This is a genomic window from Streptomyces sp. SM10 (genome assembly GCF_002910915.1).
Classification (GTDB): domain Bacteria; phylum Actinomycetota; class Actinomycetes; order Streptomycetales; family Streptomycetaceae; genus Streptomyces.
Genome location: NZ_NEUF01000055.1, coordinates 1 through 15,323, shown reverse-complemented (window position 1 = coordinate 15,323; position 15,323 = coordinate 1). Strand labels below are relative to the sequence as shown.

At 71.2% G+C, this 15,323-nt stretch carries 10 protein-coding genes; 3 read left to right on the top strand and 7 right to left on the bottom strand.

Features of this window, described 5'->3' with window-relative positions; all coding sequences use genetic code 11:
• The 4 genes from B9S57_RS07355 to B9S57_RS07340 form a co-directional block, all read right to left on the bottom strand.
• On the bottom strand, nt 1-1,411 hold a 1,411-nt coding region (locus tag B9S57_RS07355; RefSeq protein WP_103514720.1), incomplete at its 3' end, for a DEAD/DEAH box helicase.
• A 198-nt stretch (nt 1,412-1,609) separates the two neighbouring features.
• Nucleotides 1,610-1,813, bottom strand: coding sequence for a cold-shock protein (locus B9S57_RS07350; protein ID WP_015607926.1), 204 nt, complete (start codon nt 1,811-1,813; stop codon nt 1,610-1,612).
• Between the two features lie 617 nt (nt 1,814-2,430).
• Nucleotides 2,431-2,952, bottom strand: coding sequence for a pyridoxamine 5'-phosphate oxidase family protein (locus B9S57_RS07345; RefSeq protein WP_258036273.1), 522 nt, complete (start codon nt 2,950-2,952; stop codon nt 2,431-2,433).
• Nucleotides 2,953-3,062: 110 nt separating this feature from the next.
• A complete protein-coding gene (locus tag B9S57_RS07340; protein ID WP_103514718.1) occupies nt 3,063-3,806 on the bottom strand; it encodes a VWA domain-containing protein in 744 nt (247 codons plus the stop codon).
• A gap of 156 nt (nt 3,807-3,962) precedes the next feature.
• Here B9S57_RS07340 and B9S57_RS07335 point away from each other — a divergent pair, with 156 nt between their 5' ends.
• Both B9S57_RS07335 and B9S57_RS07330 read left to right on the top strand, forming a co-directional pair.
• Nucleotides 3,963-4,877 (top strand): rhomboid family intramembrane serine protease, encoded by a 915-nt coding sequence (locus B9S57_RS07335; RefSeq protein WP_103514717.1) that lies wholly within the window; start codon nt 3,963-3,965, stop codon nt 4,875-4,877.
• Nucleotides 4,878-5,399: 522 nt separating this feature from the next.
• Nucleotides 5,400-6,653, top strand: coding sequence for an SLC13 family permease (locus B9S57_RS07330; protein ID WP_103514716.1), 1,254 nt, complete (start codon nt 5,400-5,402; stop codon nt 6,651-6,653).
• Nucleotides 6,654-6,768: 115 nt separating this feature from the next.
• Here the strand turns inward: B9S57_RS07330 and B9S57_RS07325 are convergent, their stop codons facing one another.
• The 3 genes from B9S57_RS07325 to B9S57_RS07315 form a co-directional block, all read right to left on the bottom strand.
• Nucleotides 6,769-8,229: a glutamate synthase subunit beta gene (locus B9S57_RS07325; RefSeq protein WP_103514715.1), complete on the bottom strand. Its 1,461-nt coding sequence runs from the start codon at nt 8,227-8,229 to the stop codon at nt 6,769-6,771.
• On the bottom strand, nt 8,222-12,781 hold the full coding sequence (gltB, locus tag B9S57_RS07320; protein ID WP_103514714.1) for a glutamate synthase large subunit: 4,560 nt from the start codon (nt 12,779-12,781) through the stop codon (nt 8,222-8,224). Before gltB ends, B9S57_RS07325 begins: the two co-directional genes overlap by 8 nt.
• Before the next feature lie 484 nt (nt 12,782-13,265).
• On the bottom strand, nt 13,266-13,997 hold the full coding sequence (locus B9S57_RS07315; RefSeq protein ID WP_103514713.1) for a VIT1/CCC1 transporter family protein: 732 nt from the start codon (nt 13,995-13,997) through the stop codon (nt 13,266-13,268).
• A 223-nt stretch (nt 13,998-14,220) separates the two neighbouring features.
• Between B9S57_RS07315 and B9S57_RS07310 the strand changes: the two genes are divergently transcribed.
• Nucleotides 14,221-15,323: ADP-ribosylglycohydrolase family protein (locus tag B9S57_RS07310; RefSeq protein WP_258036272.1), on the top strand; the 1,103-nt coding region annotated here is incomplete at its 3' end.

The window sequence follows — 15,323 nt, the reverse complement described above, 5'->3', positions numbered from 1 at the left end:
CCTGGCCGCCGCCGCGCGTACGCGGCTTGGGCTGGGTCGGCTGCGGTACCTCGATGACGATCGCGACGCCCGAGGGTTCACGGGCACCGGTGATCCGGCTGAGCTCGTCGTCGCCGGACTTGATCCGGGTGGTGCGCGGCGCGATGCCCGCGTCCTGCATCAGCCGGGTCATGTCGCGCTTCTCCTCGGGCAGCACGAGCGTGACGACGCTGCCGGACTCCCCGGCGCGCGCGGTGCGCCCGCCGCGGTGGAGGTAGTCCTTGTGGTCGGTCGGCGGGTCCACGTTGACGACGAGGTCCAGGTCGTCGATGTGGATGCCGCGGGCTGCCACGTTCGTCGCGACGAGGGCGGTGACCTGGCCGTTCTTGAACTGGTCCAGGGTGCGGTTGCGCTGCGGCTGGGACCGTCCGCCGTGCAGGGCCGCGGCCCGCACGCCGCTGGCGAGGAGCCGCTTGGCGAAGCGGTCGGCGGCACGCTTGGTGTCGACGAACATGATCACCCGGCCGTCACGGGCGGCGATCCTCGTGGCGACGGCCTTCTTGTCCGTCTCGTCCAGGACGTGGAGCACGTGGTGCTCCATGGTCGTGACCGCACCGGCGGACGGGTCGACGGAGTGCACGACCGGGTCGGTGAGGAACATCTTGACCAGCCGGTCGATGTTCTTGTCGAGGGTCGCGGAGAACAGCATCCGCTGCCCGTCGGGCTCGACCTGCTTGAGCAGCGCGACGACCTGCGGCATGAAGCCCATGTCGGCCATCTGGTCCGCCTCGTCGAGGACGGTGATCGCGACCTGGTCGAGTCGGCAGTCGCCGCGCTCGATGAGGTCCTTGAGGCGGCCGGGCGTGGCGACGAGCACCTCGGCGCCGCGGCGCAGCGCGCCGGACTGCCTGCTGATCGACATGCCGCCGACGACGGTGGCGACGCGCAGGTTCACGGAGGTGGCGTACGGGGTCAGCGCGTCGGTGACCTGCTGGGCGAGCTCGCGGGTGGGCACGAGGACGAGGGCCAGCGGGGCGTGCGGCTCGGAGCGGCGGCCCGCGGTGCGGGCAAGCAGGGCCAGGCCGAAGGCGAGGGTCTTGCCGGAGCCGGTGCGGCCGCGGCCGAGGATGTCCCGGCCGGCCAGCGAGTTCGGCAGGGTGGCGCCCTGGATGGGGAAGGGGTCGGTGACGCCCTGCGCGGCGAGGGTCTTCAGCAGCGCGGCGGGCATGTCCAGGTCGGCGAACGCGTCGACGGCCGGCAGGGCTGGGGTGAGGGTCTCCGGCAGGGCGAATTCGCCGCCCTGGGCGGGCGCGGTCCTGCGTCGGGCCGGCGCCTTGCCGGATCCTCGGGTGGTCGCCTGTGTCCGGTCCGTGCCGCGGCCCCTTATCGGGCGGTTGCGGGTCGGTCGGTCCTGGCGTTCGGAGCGGGTCATACGGAATTGCCCTCCTGGGGGATTCCTGGGATTACTGCCGACTGCTGTGGACTGCTTGATGTGCGCCCCAGGATGCAAGCACAGAGCAGCTGTCCCGGTGGCGGAGCCGAACCGAGGACAGGACGAGCCGGAAACAGCACAAACCGGGGCCCGCACCTTCACGGTGCGGGCCCCGGCTGCGAGGTACGCGTCCGGCAATTAGGCCGGGACGATGTTCTCCGCCTGCGGGCCCTTCTGGCCCTGCGTGACGTCGAAGGAGACCTTCTGGCCCTCCTGGAGCTCACGGAAGCCCTGGGTGGCGATGTTCGAGTAGTGGGCGAAGACGTCGGCGCCGCCGCCGTCCTGCTCGATGAAGCCGAAGCCCTTTTCCGAGTTGAACCACTTCACGGTTCCAGTAGCCATGTCATTCTCCTAAAAGAGGTGCAGTGCCGGAAATCCGCACTTTACGAATTCCAAGTCGCCGCATTGAGCCCCATCCGGAGAAAGCCGGAAAACAATAAAGCGCCTGAGGAGGGTTCCCGTCAGGCGCACATAAAGTTCATGGGTACCAAAACTGCAACTCGGCAACCGTAGCACGTTCTCTCGCCGGGCGGCAGATCACCTCGCACCGGCGCGCCGGAAGACCTGCGGGGCCGGGGCGGCGGCGGGGGGCGTTCACGGAGGGTTCCGCGATCGTTCCCGGCAGCCTTCCGCTCTGTTCCCCCAAGGGCTGCGCCGTCTTCGCCGCATGCCGGAACCTTCCGTTCCACCGAGGAGGCGGAGCGCGCCGGCCCCGGGCCGGGGACCGTCGCACGAGGGCCGGTTTCACCCGGATGCCGTACGGGCGCCGGGCCGGGCCGCGCTCCGTCCGGCAGGGGGATTCCGGACGGGGGTTACGCCGATCAGGTGGGCACTCCCCGACCCGTCCGGCCACGGGCCGTCCAGGCGCCCGGAGGCCGGGAGCCGGAGCTGTGGGCGGGGGGCGCGGCCCGTGGGGCCGGGGGCCGGGGGCCAGGGGCCGGGGGCCAGGGGCCGGGGAGTCAGGACTCGCGGACGGGGCTGTCGTCGGCGCCCCTGCGCAGGGTGCGCAGCGGGTGACCGGGCCGCCAGACCCGCACGACGAGGTCGTCGCCGTCGAGCCCGGTGCCGACCACCTCGGCGGGGTCGGCGCGGAAGAGCAGGAAGGGCTCCGGCGGTGCGACCTCCTCGACGAAGCGGGCCAGCACGGTGGGGTCGGTGATCTCCACGGCCCGTCCGGAGACGCGGATGTCGCCGTCGGCCATGTCGGCGTCCGGTCCCGGGTTGGCCTGGACGGCGAAGCGGGGGTCGCGCCGCAGGTCGAGTGCCTTGCGGGAGTTCGGCATCATGCCGAACCACATCGCGTCCGCCCGGAATTCGACCTCCAGGCCGGTGACCCGGGGCGAGCCGTCCGCACGCAGGGTCGCGAGGACGTGGTGCTTGTACTGCTGGAACCGTCCGACCACGGTGTCGGCGAAGTCGGGCTCCGCCGCGCGGAAGTCCTGCCAGCTGCTCGGTGTCACGTGCGATGTCATGGGAGCCATCGAACCCCTTAATCCGGACATCTTCTGTCGTGATGCCCCGTGCGTCACCGGATCGGGTCCCCGCGCACCAGGGCTCCCGGGCCGGACCCGGGGCACCCTGGTGGGGGGGGTCAGCGGACGAGACCCTGGGCGCGGGCGGCCGCCAGCCAGTGCGGGAATTCGGCGACGAGCCGGTCGTAGAGCTCGGGGTCCGTGAGTGCCCGGGGATCGGCCCCGGCGTGGAAGAAGCCGGCGTTGTCGATGGGGCGCTTGGCCGGGACGGCGAGTTCGTCGAGCCTGCGCAGGAAGTCGAACTGCGAGCTCCGCCTGTTGCCGAAGCCGATGAACTGCCAGAACATCGGGAGTTTCGCCGCCTTGCACAGGTAGCGTTCCGCCGCGTGCTTGCTGAGGGGGCCGCCGTCGGTCTGGAAGACGACGAGGGCCGGGGCGGTCGACCCGCTGTCGAGGTAGTGGTCGATGACGGCGTCCATCGCCAGGTGGTAACTGGTCTTCCCCATGTGCCCGAGGCCGGCCACGATCGCGTCGACGCGGCCGTGGTGGTTGTCCAGGGATATGTCGGTGACGGCGTCGATGTCGGTGGAGAAGAGGACGACGGGCACCCGTCCGTCGTCGTCGAGGTGGGCCGAGAGCCCGAGCACCCGGTCGGCCAGGTCCTGGACGCTGCCGTCCCTGTAGTACTCCCGCATCGAGCCGGAGTAGTCGAGGACCAGGTAGACGGCGGCCCGTCCGCCGCTCATCCCGTGCTTCTCCAGGGACACCCGCGCGCTCTCGTAGTGGCCGGCGACGGCCGGTGCCCGTTCCCGCACCTTGTGCAGGCTGATGGCCGGTCCTGCGGGGACGGGCGAGCCGGTCATGGGGGAGCTCCGATCCGGGCGGCGGGCTCGCGCCCTGGCGACTGACGGGAGTGGTGAGCGTAAGGCACCCGGGTGTGCCGCCCTCACCGTCGTTCGCTATCTTGATCGCCGCCGCCTCCGGCGGCCCTGCGCCCGTCGCGAATGAAGGAGCCGGCCATGGAGGCCGCCGCCAGCACGTGTTACCGCCACCCGTCGTACGAGACGTATGTGCGCTGCACGCGCTGCGACCGTTACATCTGTCCCGACTGCATGCGTGAGGCGTCGGTCGGGCACCACTGCGTGGAGTGCGTGAAGGAGGGGCAGGCCTCGGTCCGCCGGGCCCGCTCCGTGTTCGGCGGAGCGGTGCCGGACGCGGCGACGCCGCTGGTGACGTATGTGCTGATGGCGCTGAACATCGTGGCGTACGTCGTCGAGGCGGTCCGGTCCGGGACGGTCGACCGGTTCGGGATGCTCGGGGCCGCGCTTCTCGGGCCGGACGGCCAGTTGTACGTGTACGGGGGCGAGACCGCACCGGGCTTCGAACTGACCGGGGTGGCCGACGGGGAGTGGTACCGGCTGCTGACCGGCACGTTCCTGCATCTGCCGCCGGACGCGTCGTTCGGGGTGATGCACCTCGTCTTCAACATGCTGGCCCTGTGGAATCTGGGCCGGATCGTGGAGGGCCAGCTCGGCCGGGCGCGTTATCTCGCGCTGTACCTGCTGTCCGCGGTGGGCGGTTCGGTGCTGGTGTACCTGGTCTCGCCGGAGACGTCGGCGGTCGGCGCGTCGGGCGCGATCTTCGGCCTGGCGGCGTCCTTCTACGTCATCAACCGCCGTCTGGGCCGCGACATGGGGCCGGTCAAACGCTTCCTGGGGGGATTCCTGCTCTGGATGGTGATCTCCGCCGTGTTCACCTCGTGGGAGGGGCACCTCGGCGGACTGCTGACCGGCGGCCTGGTCACCTACGGGCTCGCCTACGCCCCGGCGAAGCTGCGGACGTCTGCCGCTCAGCTGGCCGGCGGGGCGGTTCTCGTGGTCCTGCTGGCCGCGGTGGTGGCGCTGCGGACGGCGTCCCTGACGGGAGCGGCCTGACGGGCCCCCCGGCCACGTACGGTCCGCTCCGGCGTCCGTGCGGGCCCCGAGGCGCACGCGGCGGCCCGCCTGGGTCCTGTCCGGTGGACCACGTCGTGCGGGTGACCACCGGGACGGCATCTCGCCACACACGGATCGGTGACCCGGCGCTCCTCTGAGCGCCGTACGGGCCGTTTCCGGCCCGCTCCCGGACCGAGGGTCCCGCGCCCCGGCGCGGGCTCCGCCTCCTGTCGTGCTCACCGCAGCCCGACACGTCGACCACGACAGGAGAACGCATGCGCACCGAGGTCTACCCCGGCGCGCTGCGGCGCCACTGGGATCGCCTGCTGCCCCTCCTCGACAGTGCCCTGTCGCGGATCTGAGCTCCGGGACGCGGTGGCACGCTCCCGGTCCCGGAGCGTGCCACCGGCTTCGCCTGGCCGCCCGGTCCCGGAGACGCTCACGGCGCTTCCCGCGGAAGGGCGGCCTGGCGGCGAACTCGCAGGTCCACAGCCTGAGTCCACTGTCTGGGATGATCGTTCCATGGCGAGAGATCTCTCAGCGGGTGGGCCCGTGGGCGGGGACGGGGGGCCCGGTGACGGTCCTGTCCGCGGGGTCCGGCGGCCGCATCCGCTGGACTGGCTGGCGGGCGGTCTGCTGGCGCTTGGGCTGCTCGCGACGGCGACCGGGCTGCTGCCCTCGGAGGCGGCGGCGGACGAGATGCGGCGGGTCGGGCCGCTGCTGGTGTTCCTGGGTACCGTGATCGTGATGGCCGAACTGACGGGCCGGGCGCAGGTCTTCGACGTGGCGGCGTCCTGGGTGGCACGGTCGGGGCGGGGTCGGTATCCGCTGCTCTTCGGCCTGTGCGTGCTCTTCGCCTCGCTCACGACCATCACGCTGAATCTGGACACCACGGCGGTGCTGCTGACCCCGGTCATGCTGGCACTGGCCGGCCGGGTGGGTATCGCGGCGGTCCCTCTGGCGATGACGGCCGTGTGGCTCGCCAACACCGCGAGTCTGCTGCTGCCGGTGTCGAATCTGACGAATCTGCTGGCGGCGGACCGGGTGGCGCTCTCCCCGTCCGGTCTCGCGGCGGTGATGTGGCTGCCGCAGCTCGCGGCGATCGCGGTGACGGCGGCGTGCCTGTGGGTCTTCTACTGGCGGCGCGGCCGGCGCGGCGCCGACCGGTACACCCCTCCGGGTGCGCCGGTGCCCGAGGATCCCGTCCTGCTGCGGATCTGCGCGGTGGCCTGTGCGGGATTCCTGCTGGCGATCCTGGTCGCGGACGTGCCGCTCTGGTCGGCGTCGCTGACCGCGATGGTGGTCGTCGTGGTGGCGTTCGCCGTGCGGCGCAGGAAGGAGCTGCGGCTGTCGCTGGTGCCGTGGCGGCTGCTGGTCCTGGTCCCCGGGATGTTCCTGGTGGTGCAGACGGTCGACGCGCACGGGCTGCACGGGCTGCTGGGGTCCCTGCTCGGTACGGACAACGGGTTCGTGGGGATGCTGCGGTCGGCCGCGGTGGGGGCGGGGCTGGCGAACGCGCTGAACAACCTGCCGGCCTATCTGGCGGGTGAGGCGGTCGTCCCGGTGGGCAATCAGGAGCAGTTGCTGGCGCTGCTGATCGGCGTCAATGTGGGGTCGCTCGTCACTCCGTGGGCGTCGCTGGCGACGCTGCTGTGGTTCGAGCGGTGCCGCTGGCAGGGAACGCGTATCGCGATGGGCCGGTTCGTGGGGACCGGCCTGGTGCTGTCGGTGACGGGCACCCTGGCCGCCGTGTGCGCGCTGGCGCTGGTCGGCTGAGTGCGGGGGCGCCCGGCCCCGGACGCCGCGGCGCCCGCCCTTGTCCGGTCGGGGACGGGGGCGGGCGCCGCGTTCAGTTCCGTACGCCTTTGTACGGGACGTCTCTGTGCCGTGATCAGACCGTCAGGGAACGGTCCGTCGGGCGGATCGGGGCGTGCAGGGCGCTGGCCCCGGTCAGGAACCGGTCCACGCCGCGCGCCGCGGAGCGGCCCTCGGCGATGGCCCACACGATGAGGGACTGGCCACGGCCCGCGTCACCGGCGACGTAGACGCCGTCGACGTTGGTCGCGTAGTCCTCGTCGCGCGCGATGTTGCCGCGCTCGTCGAGGCCGACTCCGAACTGCTGGACGAGGCCGTTGCCCTGGTCGGTGCCGGTGAAGCCCATGGCCAGGGTGACGAGCTGGGCGGGGATGACACGCTCGGTGCCGGCCTTCTGCTCCAGCTTGCCGTCCTTGAACTCCACCTCGATGAGGTGGAGGGACTGGACGTTGCCGTCCTCGTCGCCCTCGAAGTGGGTGGTGGAGACGGAGTAGATCCGCTCGCCGCCCTCCTCGTGCGCGGAGGTGACCTTGTAGAGCATGGGGAAGGTCGGCCAGGGCTGGTTGGCGTTCCGTTCCTCGCCCGGCTGGGGCATGATCTCCAACTGGGTGACGGAGGCGGCGCCCTGCCGGTGGGCGGTGCCGACGCAGTCGGCGCCGGTGTCGCCGCCGCCGATGACGACGACGTGCTTGCCCGCGGCGTTGATCGGGGCGACGGTGAGGTCGCCCTCCTGCACCTTGTTGGCGAGCGGCAGGTACTCCATCGCGAAGTGGATGCCGTTCAGCTCACGGCCCGGGACGGGCAGGTCGCGGGAGACGGTGGCACCGGCGGCGATGACGACCGCGTCGTAGCGGCGGCGGAGCTTCGCGGCGTCGATGTCCTTGCCGATCTCCACCTCCGTGCGGAACTTGGTGCCTTCCGCGCGCATCTGCTCGATGCGGCGGTTGATGTGCGACTTCTCCATCTTGAACTCGGGGATGCCGTAGCGGAGGAGTCCTCCGATGCGGTCCGCGCGCTCGAAGACGGCGACCGTGTGGCCGGCGCGGGTCAGCTGCTGGGCGGCGGCGAGTCCCGCCGGGCCCGATCCGATGACGGCGACGGTCTTGCCGGAGAGGCGCTCGGGCGGCTGCGGGGTGACGTCGCCGCTCTCCCATGCCTTGTCGATGATGCTGACTTCGACGTTCTTGATGGTGACGGCCGGCTGGTTGATGCCGAGGACGCACGCCGACTCGCACGGGGCGGGGCACAGGCGGCCCGTGAACTCCGGGAAGTTGTTCGTGGCGTGCAGGCGCTCGGACGCCGCCGACCAGTCCTCGCGGTAGGCGTAGTCGTTCCACTCGGGGATGAGGTTTCCGAGCGGGCAGCCGTTGTGGCAGAACGGGATGCCGCAGTCCATGCAGCGGCCTGCCTGCTTGCTGATGATCGGGAGCAGCGATCCCGGAACGTAGACCTCGTTCCAGTCCTTGACGCGCTCGCCGACGGGGCGGGTCTTGGCGACCTCGCGTCCGGTGGTCAGGAAGCCCTTGGGGTCAGCCATTGGTCGCCGCCTCCATCATCTTCTCGGTGGTCTCCTGCTCGGAGAGACCGGCGAGCTCAGCGGCGTCCTTGGCGGCGAGCACTGCCTTGTAGGTGGACGGGATGATCTTGCTGAAGCGGGCGGCCGCGGAGTCCCAGTCGGCCAGCAGCTTCTCGGCGACCGTGGAGCCGGTCTCCTCCTGGTGGCGGCGCACGACGTCGTGCAGCCACTGCCTGTCGGTGTCGTCGAGGGGCTCGACGGCACCGGCGTTGCCGGTGTTGACGTTGTCGAGGTCGAGGTCGATGACGTACGCGATGCCGCCGGACATGCCCGCGGCGAAGTTGCGTCCGGTCTCGCCGAGGACGACCGCGTGACCGCCGGTCATGTACTCGCAGCCGTGGTCGCCCACGCCTTCCGAGACGACCGTCGCACCGGAGTTGCGGACGCAGAAGCGCTCGCCGGTCCGGCCGCGGAGGAACAGTTCGCCGCCGGTCGCACCGTAGCCGATGGTGTTGCCGGCGATGGTGGAGTATTCGGCGAGGTGGTCGGCGCCTCGGTCCGGGCGGACGATGACACGGCCGCCGGAGAGGCCCTTGCCGACGTAGTCGTTGGCGTCGCCCTCCAGGCGCAGTGTCACGCCGCGCGGCACGAACGCGCCGAAGGACTGGCCGGCGGAACCGGTGAAGGTGATGTCGATGGTGTCGTCGGGCAGGCCCGCACCGCCGAACTTCTTGGTCACCTCGTGGCCGAGCATGGTGCCGACGGTCCGGTTGATGTTGCGGATCGCGATCTGCGCGCGCACGGGCTGTGCGGCTTCGGCGCTGTCGGCGCCGAGCGCGTCGGCGGCGAGCTTGATCAGCTCGTTGTCGAGGGCCTTGGCCAGTCCGTGGTCCTGCTCGTTGATGCGGTGGCGCACCGCGTCCTCGGCCAGCTCGGGCACGTAGAAGAGGGGCTCGAGGTCGAGGCCCTGTGCCTTCCAGTGGGTGACGGCCCGCTCGGTGTCGAGGAGTTCGGCGTGGCCGACGGCCTCCTCGATGGTGCGGAAGCCGAGCTCGGCGAGGATCTCGCGGACCTCTTCGGCGATGAACTCGAAGAAGTTGACGATGTATTCGGCCTTGCCGGAGAACCGCTCGCGCAGGACGGGGTTCTGGGTGGCGATGCCGACGGGGCAGGTGTCGAGGTGGCAGACGCGCATCATGACGCAGCCGGAGACGACGAGGGGGGCGGTCGCGAAACCGAACTCCTCGGCGCCCAGGAGCGCGGCGATGACGACGTCGCGGCCGGTCTTGAGCTGGCCGTCGGTCTGGACGACGATGCGGTCGCGCAGGCCGTTGAGCAGCAGGGTCTGCTGGGTCTCGGCGAGTCCGAGCTCCCAGGGACCGCCCGCGTGCTTGAGCGAGGTGAGCGGCGAGGCGCCCGTTCCGCCGTCGTGGCCGGAGATGAGGACGACGTCCGCGTGGGCCTTGGAGACACCCGCGGCGACCGTGCCGACGCCGACCTCGGAGACCAGCTTCACGTGGATGCGGGCCGCCGGGTTGGCGTTCTTGAGGTCGTGGATCAGCTGAGCCAGGTCCTCGATGGAGTAGATGTCGTGGTGCGGCGGGGGCGAGATCAGGCCGACACCCGGGGTGGAGTGCCGGGTCTTGGCGACCCAGGGGTAGACCTTGTGGCCGGGCAGCTGGCCGCCCTCGCCGGGCTTGGCGCCCTGCGCCATCTTGATCTGGATGTCGTCCGCGTTGACGAGGTACTCGCTGGTCACACCGAAGCGGCCGGAGGCGACCTGCTTGATGGACGAGCGGCGTGCCGGGTCGTAGAGGCGCTCGGCGTCCTCGCCGCCCTCGCCGGTGTTGGACTTGCCGCCCAGCTGGTTCATGGCGACGGCGAGGGTCTCGTGCGCCTCCTGGGAGATGGAGCCGTACGACATGGCGCCGGTGGAGAAGCGCTTGACGATCTCGGAGGCGGACTCGACCTCGTCGATGGAGATCGCCTCGCGGCCGCTCCTGAAGCCGAAGAGTCCGCGCAGCGTCATGAGGCGCTCGGACTGCTCGTTGACCCGGCCGGTGTACTTCTTGAAGATGTCGTACCGGCGGTTACGGGTGGCGTGCTGGAGACGGAAGACCGTGTCCGGGTCGAACAGGTGCGGCTCGCCCTCGCGGCGCCACTGGTACTCGCCGCCGATCTCCAGCGCACGGTGCGAGGCGGCGATGCCGGAGGCGGGGTAGGCCTTGGTGTGGCGGGCGGCGACCTCCTTGGCGACGACGTCGAGTCCGGCGCCGCCGATCTTGGTCGCGGTGCCGTTGAAGTACTGGTCGACGAAGCCCTCGTCGAGGCCGACGGCCTCGAAGACCTGGGCGCCGCGGTAGGAGGCGACGGTCGAGATGCCCATCTTGGACATGACCTTCAGGACGCCCTTGCCGAGGGCGTAGATGAGGTTGCGGATGGCCAGCTCGGGCTCGAGACCCTCGATGAACGTGCCGGCGCGGACGAGGTCCTCGACGGACTCCATCGCGAGGTACGGGTTGACGGCGGCGGCGCCGTAGCCGATGAGGAGCGCGACGTGGTGGACCTCGCGGACGTCGCCGGCCTCGACCAGCAGCCCCATCTGGGTGCGCTGCTTGGTGCGGATGAGGTGGTGGTGGACGGCCGAGGTGAGCAGGAGCGACGGGATCGGCGCGTGCTCGGCGTCGGAGTGACGGTCGGAGAGGACGATCAGGCGGGCACCGTCCTCCATGGCCGCGTCGACCTCGGCGCAGATCTCCTCGATCCGGGCGGCGAGGGCGTCGCCTCCGCCGCTGACGCGGTAGAGGCCGGCCAGGGTGGCGGCCTTCATGCCCGGCATGTCGCCGTCGGCGTTGATGTGTATGAGCTTGGCGAGCTCGTCGTTGTCGATGACCGGGAAGGGCAGCGTGACGTTGCGGCACGTCGCGGCGGTCGGTTCCAGGATGTTGCCCTGGGGGCCGATGGTGGAGCGCAGCGAGGTGACGAGCTCCTCGCGGATGGCGTCCAGCGGCGGGTTGGTGACCTGGGCGAACAGCTGGGTGAAGTAGTCGAAGAGCAGCCGGGGGCGCTCGGAGAGCGCGGCGATCGGCGAGTCGGTGCCCATGGAGCCGAGGGGTTCGCCGGCGGTGCGGGCCATCGGGGCGAGGAGGACGCGGAGCTCTTCCTCGGTGTAGCCGAAGGTCTGCTGGCGGCGGGTGACCGAGGCGTGGGTGTGGACGACGTGCTCGCGCTCGGGGAGGTCCTCGAGCTCGATCTCGCCGGCTTCCAGCCATTCGGCGTACGGGTTCTGGGCGGCCAGGGACGCCTTGATCTCGTCGTCCTCGATGATGCGGTGCTCGGCGGTGTCGACGAGGAACATCTTGCCGGGCTGGAGGCGGCCCTTGCGGACGACCTTGGCGGGGTCGATGTCCAGGACGCCGACCTCGGAGGAGAGGACGACGAGGCCGTCGTCGGTGACCCAGTAGCGGCCGGGGCGCAGACCGTTGCGGTCGAGGACCGCGCCGACCTGGGTGCCGTCGGTGAAGGTGACGCAGGCCGGGCCGTCCCAGGGCTCCATCATCGTGGCGTGGTACTGGTAGAACGCGCGGCGGGCCGGGTCCATGGAGGCGTGGTTCTCCCACGCCTCGGGGACCATCATCAGCACCGAGTGCGGCAGGGAGCGGCCGCCGAGGTGGAGCAGCTCCAGGACCTCGTCGAAGGACGCCGAGTCGGAGGCGTCGGGGGTGCAGACGGGGAAGATCCGGTCGAGGTTCTCGGCACCGAAGAGGCTGGAGGCGAGCTGGGACTCGCGGGCCTTCATCCAGTTGCGGTTGCCCTTGACCGTGTTGATCTCGCCGTTGTGCGCGACGAAGCGGTAGGGGTGGGCGAGCGGCCAGCTCGGGAAGGTGTTGGTCGAGAAGCGGGAGTGGACCAGCGCGACCGTGGTGGCGAAGCGGCGGTCGGAGAGGTCCGGGAAGAACGGCTCCAGCTGCCCGGTGGTGAGCATGCCCTTGTAGACGAGCGTGCGTGCGGAGAGCGAGGGGAAGTACACCCCGGCCTCACGCTCGGCGCGCTTGCGCAGGACGAAGGCCTTGCGGTCCAGCTCGATGCCGGTGCTCGTCCCGTCGGCGACGAGCAGCTGGCGGAATTCGGGCATCGTGGCGCGGGCGCCGTTGCCGAGGAGGTCCGGGGTGACCGGGACCTCGCGCCAGCCGAGGACGTCGAGGCCCTCTTCGGCGGCGATCTTCTCGATCCGCTGGACGGCTCCGGTGGAGTCGTCGGCGGGGAGGAAGGCGATGCCGACGGCGTAGGAGCCGGCCTCGGGGAGTTCGAACGTGACCTCTTCGCGGAGGAAGGCGTCCGGGACCTGAAGGAGAATGCCGGCGCCGTCGCCCGAGTCGGGCTCGGATCCTGTGGCGCCGCGGTGTTCGAGGTTGCGCAGTACGGTCAGCGCCTGCTCGACCAGCTCATGGCTGGCCACACCGGTCAGAGTGGCCACGAACCCGACACCACAGGCGTCGTGCTCGTTACGGGGGTCGTACATTCCCTGCTGGACAGGGCGACCGTCCATGGGCGACCAGGCGTCGGAACGCATCGGCTCTCCCGTCGTCGTCGTGGCATGTGCTGTGCCGAGGGACGACGCTGGCCCTCTGCGAAATTTCGTGCAGGTTACATGATGGAACGCTTCTCAAAAAGCGAATAGTCCGTTCCAACATGCGGACACCACGGAGTCGCGGTGCGGGTGGGTCACGATCGGACGGACCCTTGTGGATCACCGTCCGGGGAGACCGCAGAGTGCAGGCGTCGTTGCCCGCGAGTGTCTACGGCTCTTGCCCGTCGGTCATGGAATCGAAACCGCCGAGTAACGGCTACTTATGTGCAGCCCTGCATAGAGACTCATTTTAGGGCGGGCATACCCATCAGCCCAGTGACGTGCGCCAAGACGTACGTCACACCGGTGGAACACCGCGGGGCACCCGTGAAGTCCCGGCACGCGGGTCCGGGGCCGCCGGGGGCGGACTTCGGGACCCGCCGGGGACGGGGCCTCGGGACCCGTCGGGAACGGGGCTTTCGGGGCCTCAGCCTGCGGCGACACCGAAGAGGGTGCCCAGGCCGTACGTGATCGCCGCGGCGGCCCCGCCGAGCACGAGCTGCCGCAGTCCGCTGAACCACCAGCTGCGCGCCGTCACCCTGGCCACCACCGCGCCGCAGCCGAAGAGGCCCACCAGGGCGAGCAGCACGGCGGGCCAGAGCGCGTCGGCACCGAGCAGGTAGGGCAGGACGGGCAGCAGGGCGCCCAGCGCGAAGGCGCCGAAGGAGGACAGGGCGGCGACGAGAGGCGAGGGAAGGTCACCGGGGTCGATGCCCAGCTCCTCGCGCGCGTGTATCTCGAGGGCCTGCTCGGGGTCCTTGGACAACTGCCGGGCGACCTCCCGGGCGAGGGCGGGCTCGACACCGCGGGACTCATAGAGCGCGGCGAGCTCCTCCATCTCGTCCTTGGGGTGTTTGCGCAGCTCACGCCGCTCGACGGCCAGCTCGGCCTCGACGAGCTCACGCTGCGAGGCGACGGAGGTGTACTCGCCCGCGGCCATGGAGAACGCACCGGCGGCCAGCCCGGCGAGGCCCGTGATGACGACGGTCTGCTGGGAGACCGCGCCCCCGGCGACGCCCGTCATCAGGGCGAGGTTGGAGACGAGACCGTCCATGGCGCCGAACACCGCGGGCCGCAGCCAGCCGCCGTTGACGTCACGGTGGGTGTGGTTGTCGCGGTGGGCCTCGTGCAGTACGGCGTCGGTCTCGATGATGGACACAGCTCTCCCCTTGTCCGGGAGCGGACCCCATGGTGATTCCTCCGCTCCGCACCGTCGAAAGTACGCACGAAAAACGCCTCCCGCCAGCAAGGAAGGCCGAACTTACCTCCGCCAGGAGGATCACCCGGTCGGTCGATTTGTACGAAATACAAGCCTCTGTTCGCCCTGAGTGGGGAAACCTCGCGTATCCGGTAGATCCGGGTGGGAGCGAAGGGTCGACACGATGGAGCTCATGGCGGAGGGCCCGACGGCGGGCACGGGCGACCGGGCGCGGGGGGCGTTGCTGGGGCTCGCGGTGGGGGATGCGCTCGGCGCCCCGGCGGAGAACATGCGCCCGTCCGAGATCCGCCGCCGCTGGGGCCGCATCGAGGGCTTCGTCAGCGACGATCCGGCGGGGACCGACGACACCGAGTACGCGATCTTCTCCGGGCTGCTGCTGGCCAGGCACGGCTCGGCGCTCACCGTCTCGCACGTCGAACGGGCCTGGCACCACTGGATCGCTGATCTGGACGAGGGGCCCTTCCGGGGCGCCGGATTCAGCGAGCGCGGCACCCTGGAGAACCTGCGGCGCGGTCTCGCCGCCCCGATCTCGGCCCAGCACCGGCACGCCTGGAGCGACGGCCTCGCCATGCGTGCCGCACCGTTCGGGGTCTTCGCCGCCGGCCGGCCCTCCGAGGCCGCCCGTCTGGTGGCGGTGGACGGGCGGGTCAGCCATGACGGGGAGGGCATCTACGGCGGACAGGCGGTCGCGGCGGGAGTGGCGGCGGCGATGGTGGGGTCGGGGCTCGCCTCCGTGATCGCCGCCGCGCTCTCGGTCGTGCCGATGGACTCCTGGACGGCACGGTCGCTGCGCCGCGCGGTCTCTGCCGCGCAGCGCTCGTACCCCGACCGGCTGACCGCGGAGCGCGCGGTGCGCTCCGCGGTGGTGATCGGCGGCTACCCCTGGACGGACCTGGCGCCGGAGGCGGTGGGGCTGGCCTTCGGGGCCCTCACGGCGGCGCGCGGCGATTTCCGTACGGCGGTGCTCACGGCCGTGAACATGGGCCGGGACGCCGACACCACCGCGGCCGTGGCCGGGGCGCTGGCCGGCGCCCTGCACGGGGCGTCGGCGATCCCCCGGGACTGGGCGGCGGCGATCGGTCCGGTGCGGGGCAGCTGCCTGCCGTCGATGCGCGGCTACCACGTCCTGGACATCGCGGAGCTGCTGACCCCGGACGACGGGGAGGACCGGCCGGACGCGTCCCCGGACCGGGAGCCCGCGGCCGCCCCCTGCCCCCCGCGGCACGGGATGTCCGGCCCGCCGCCCGGCGGGCAGCCGTCCGCCGA

Bases quoted from the DNA above. Each gene is read 5' to 3' on its own strand.
- B9S57_RS07345 (WP_258036273.1), bottom strand. From the start codon at position 2,952: ATGGCTCCCATGACATCGCACGTGACACCGAGCAGCTGGCAGGACTTC.
- B9S57_RS07350 (WP_015607926.1), bottom strand. From the start codon at position 1,813: ATGGCTACTGGAACCGTGAAGTGGTTCAACTCGGAAAAGGGCTTCGGC.
- gltB (WP_103514714.1), bottom strand. From the start codon at position 12,781: ATGCGTTCCGACGCCTGGTCGCCCATGGACGGTCGCCCTGTCCAGCAG.
- B9S57_RS07335 (WP_103514717.1), top strand. From the start codon at position 3,963: ATGGAGGCCGCCGCCAGCACGTGTTACCGCCACCCGTCGTACGAGACG.
- B9S57_RS07340 (WP_103514718.1), bottom strand. From the start codon at position 3,806: ATGACCGGCTCGCCCGTCCCCGCAGGACCGGCCATCAGCCTGCACAAG.
- B9S57_RS07325 (WP_103514715.1), bottom strand. From the start codon at position 8,229: ATGGCTGACCCCAAGGGCTTCCTGACCACCGGACGCGAGGTCGCCAAG.
- B9S57_RS07330 (WP_103514716.1), top strand. From the start codon at position 5,400: ATGGCGAGAGATCTCTCAGCGGGTGGGCCCGTGGGCGGGGACGGGGGG.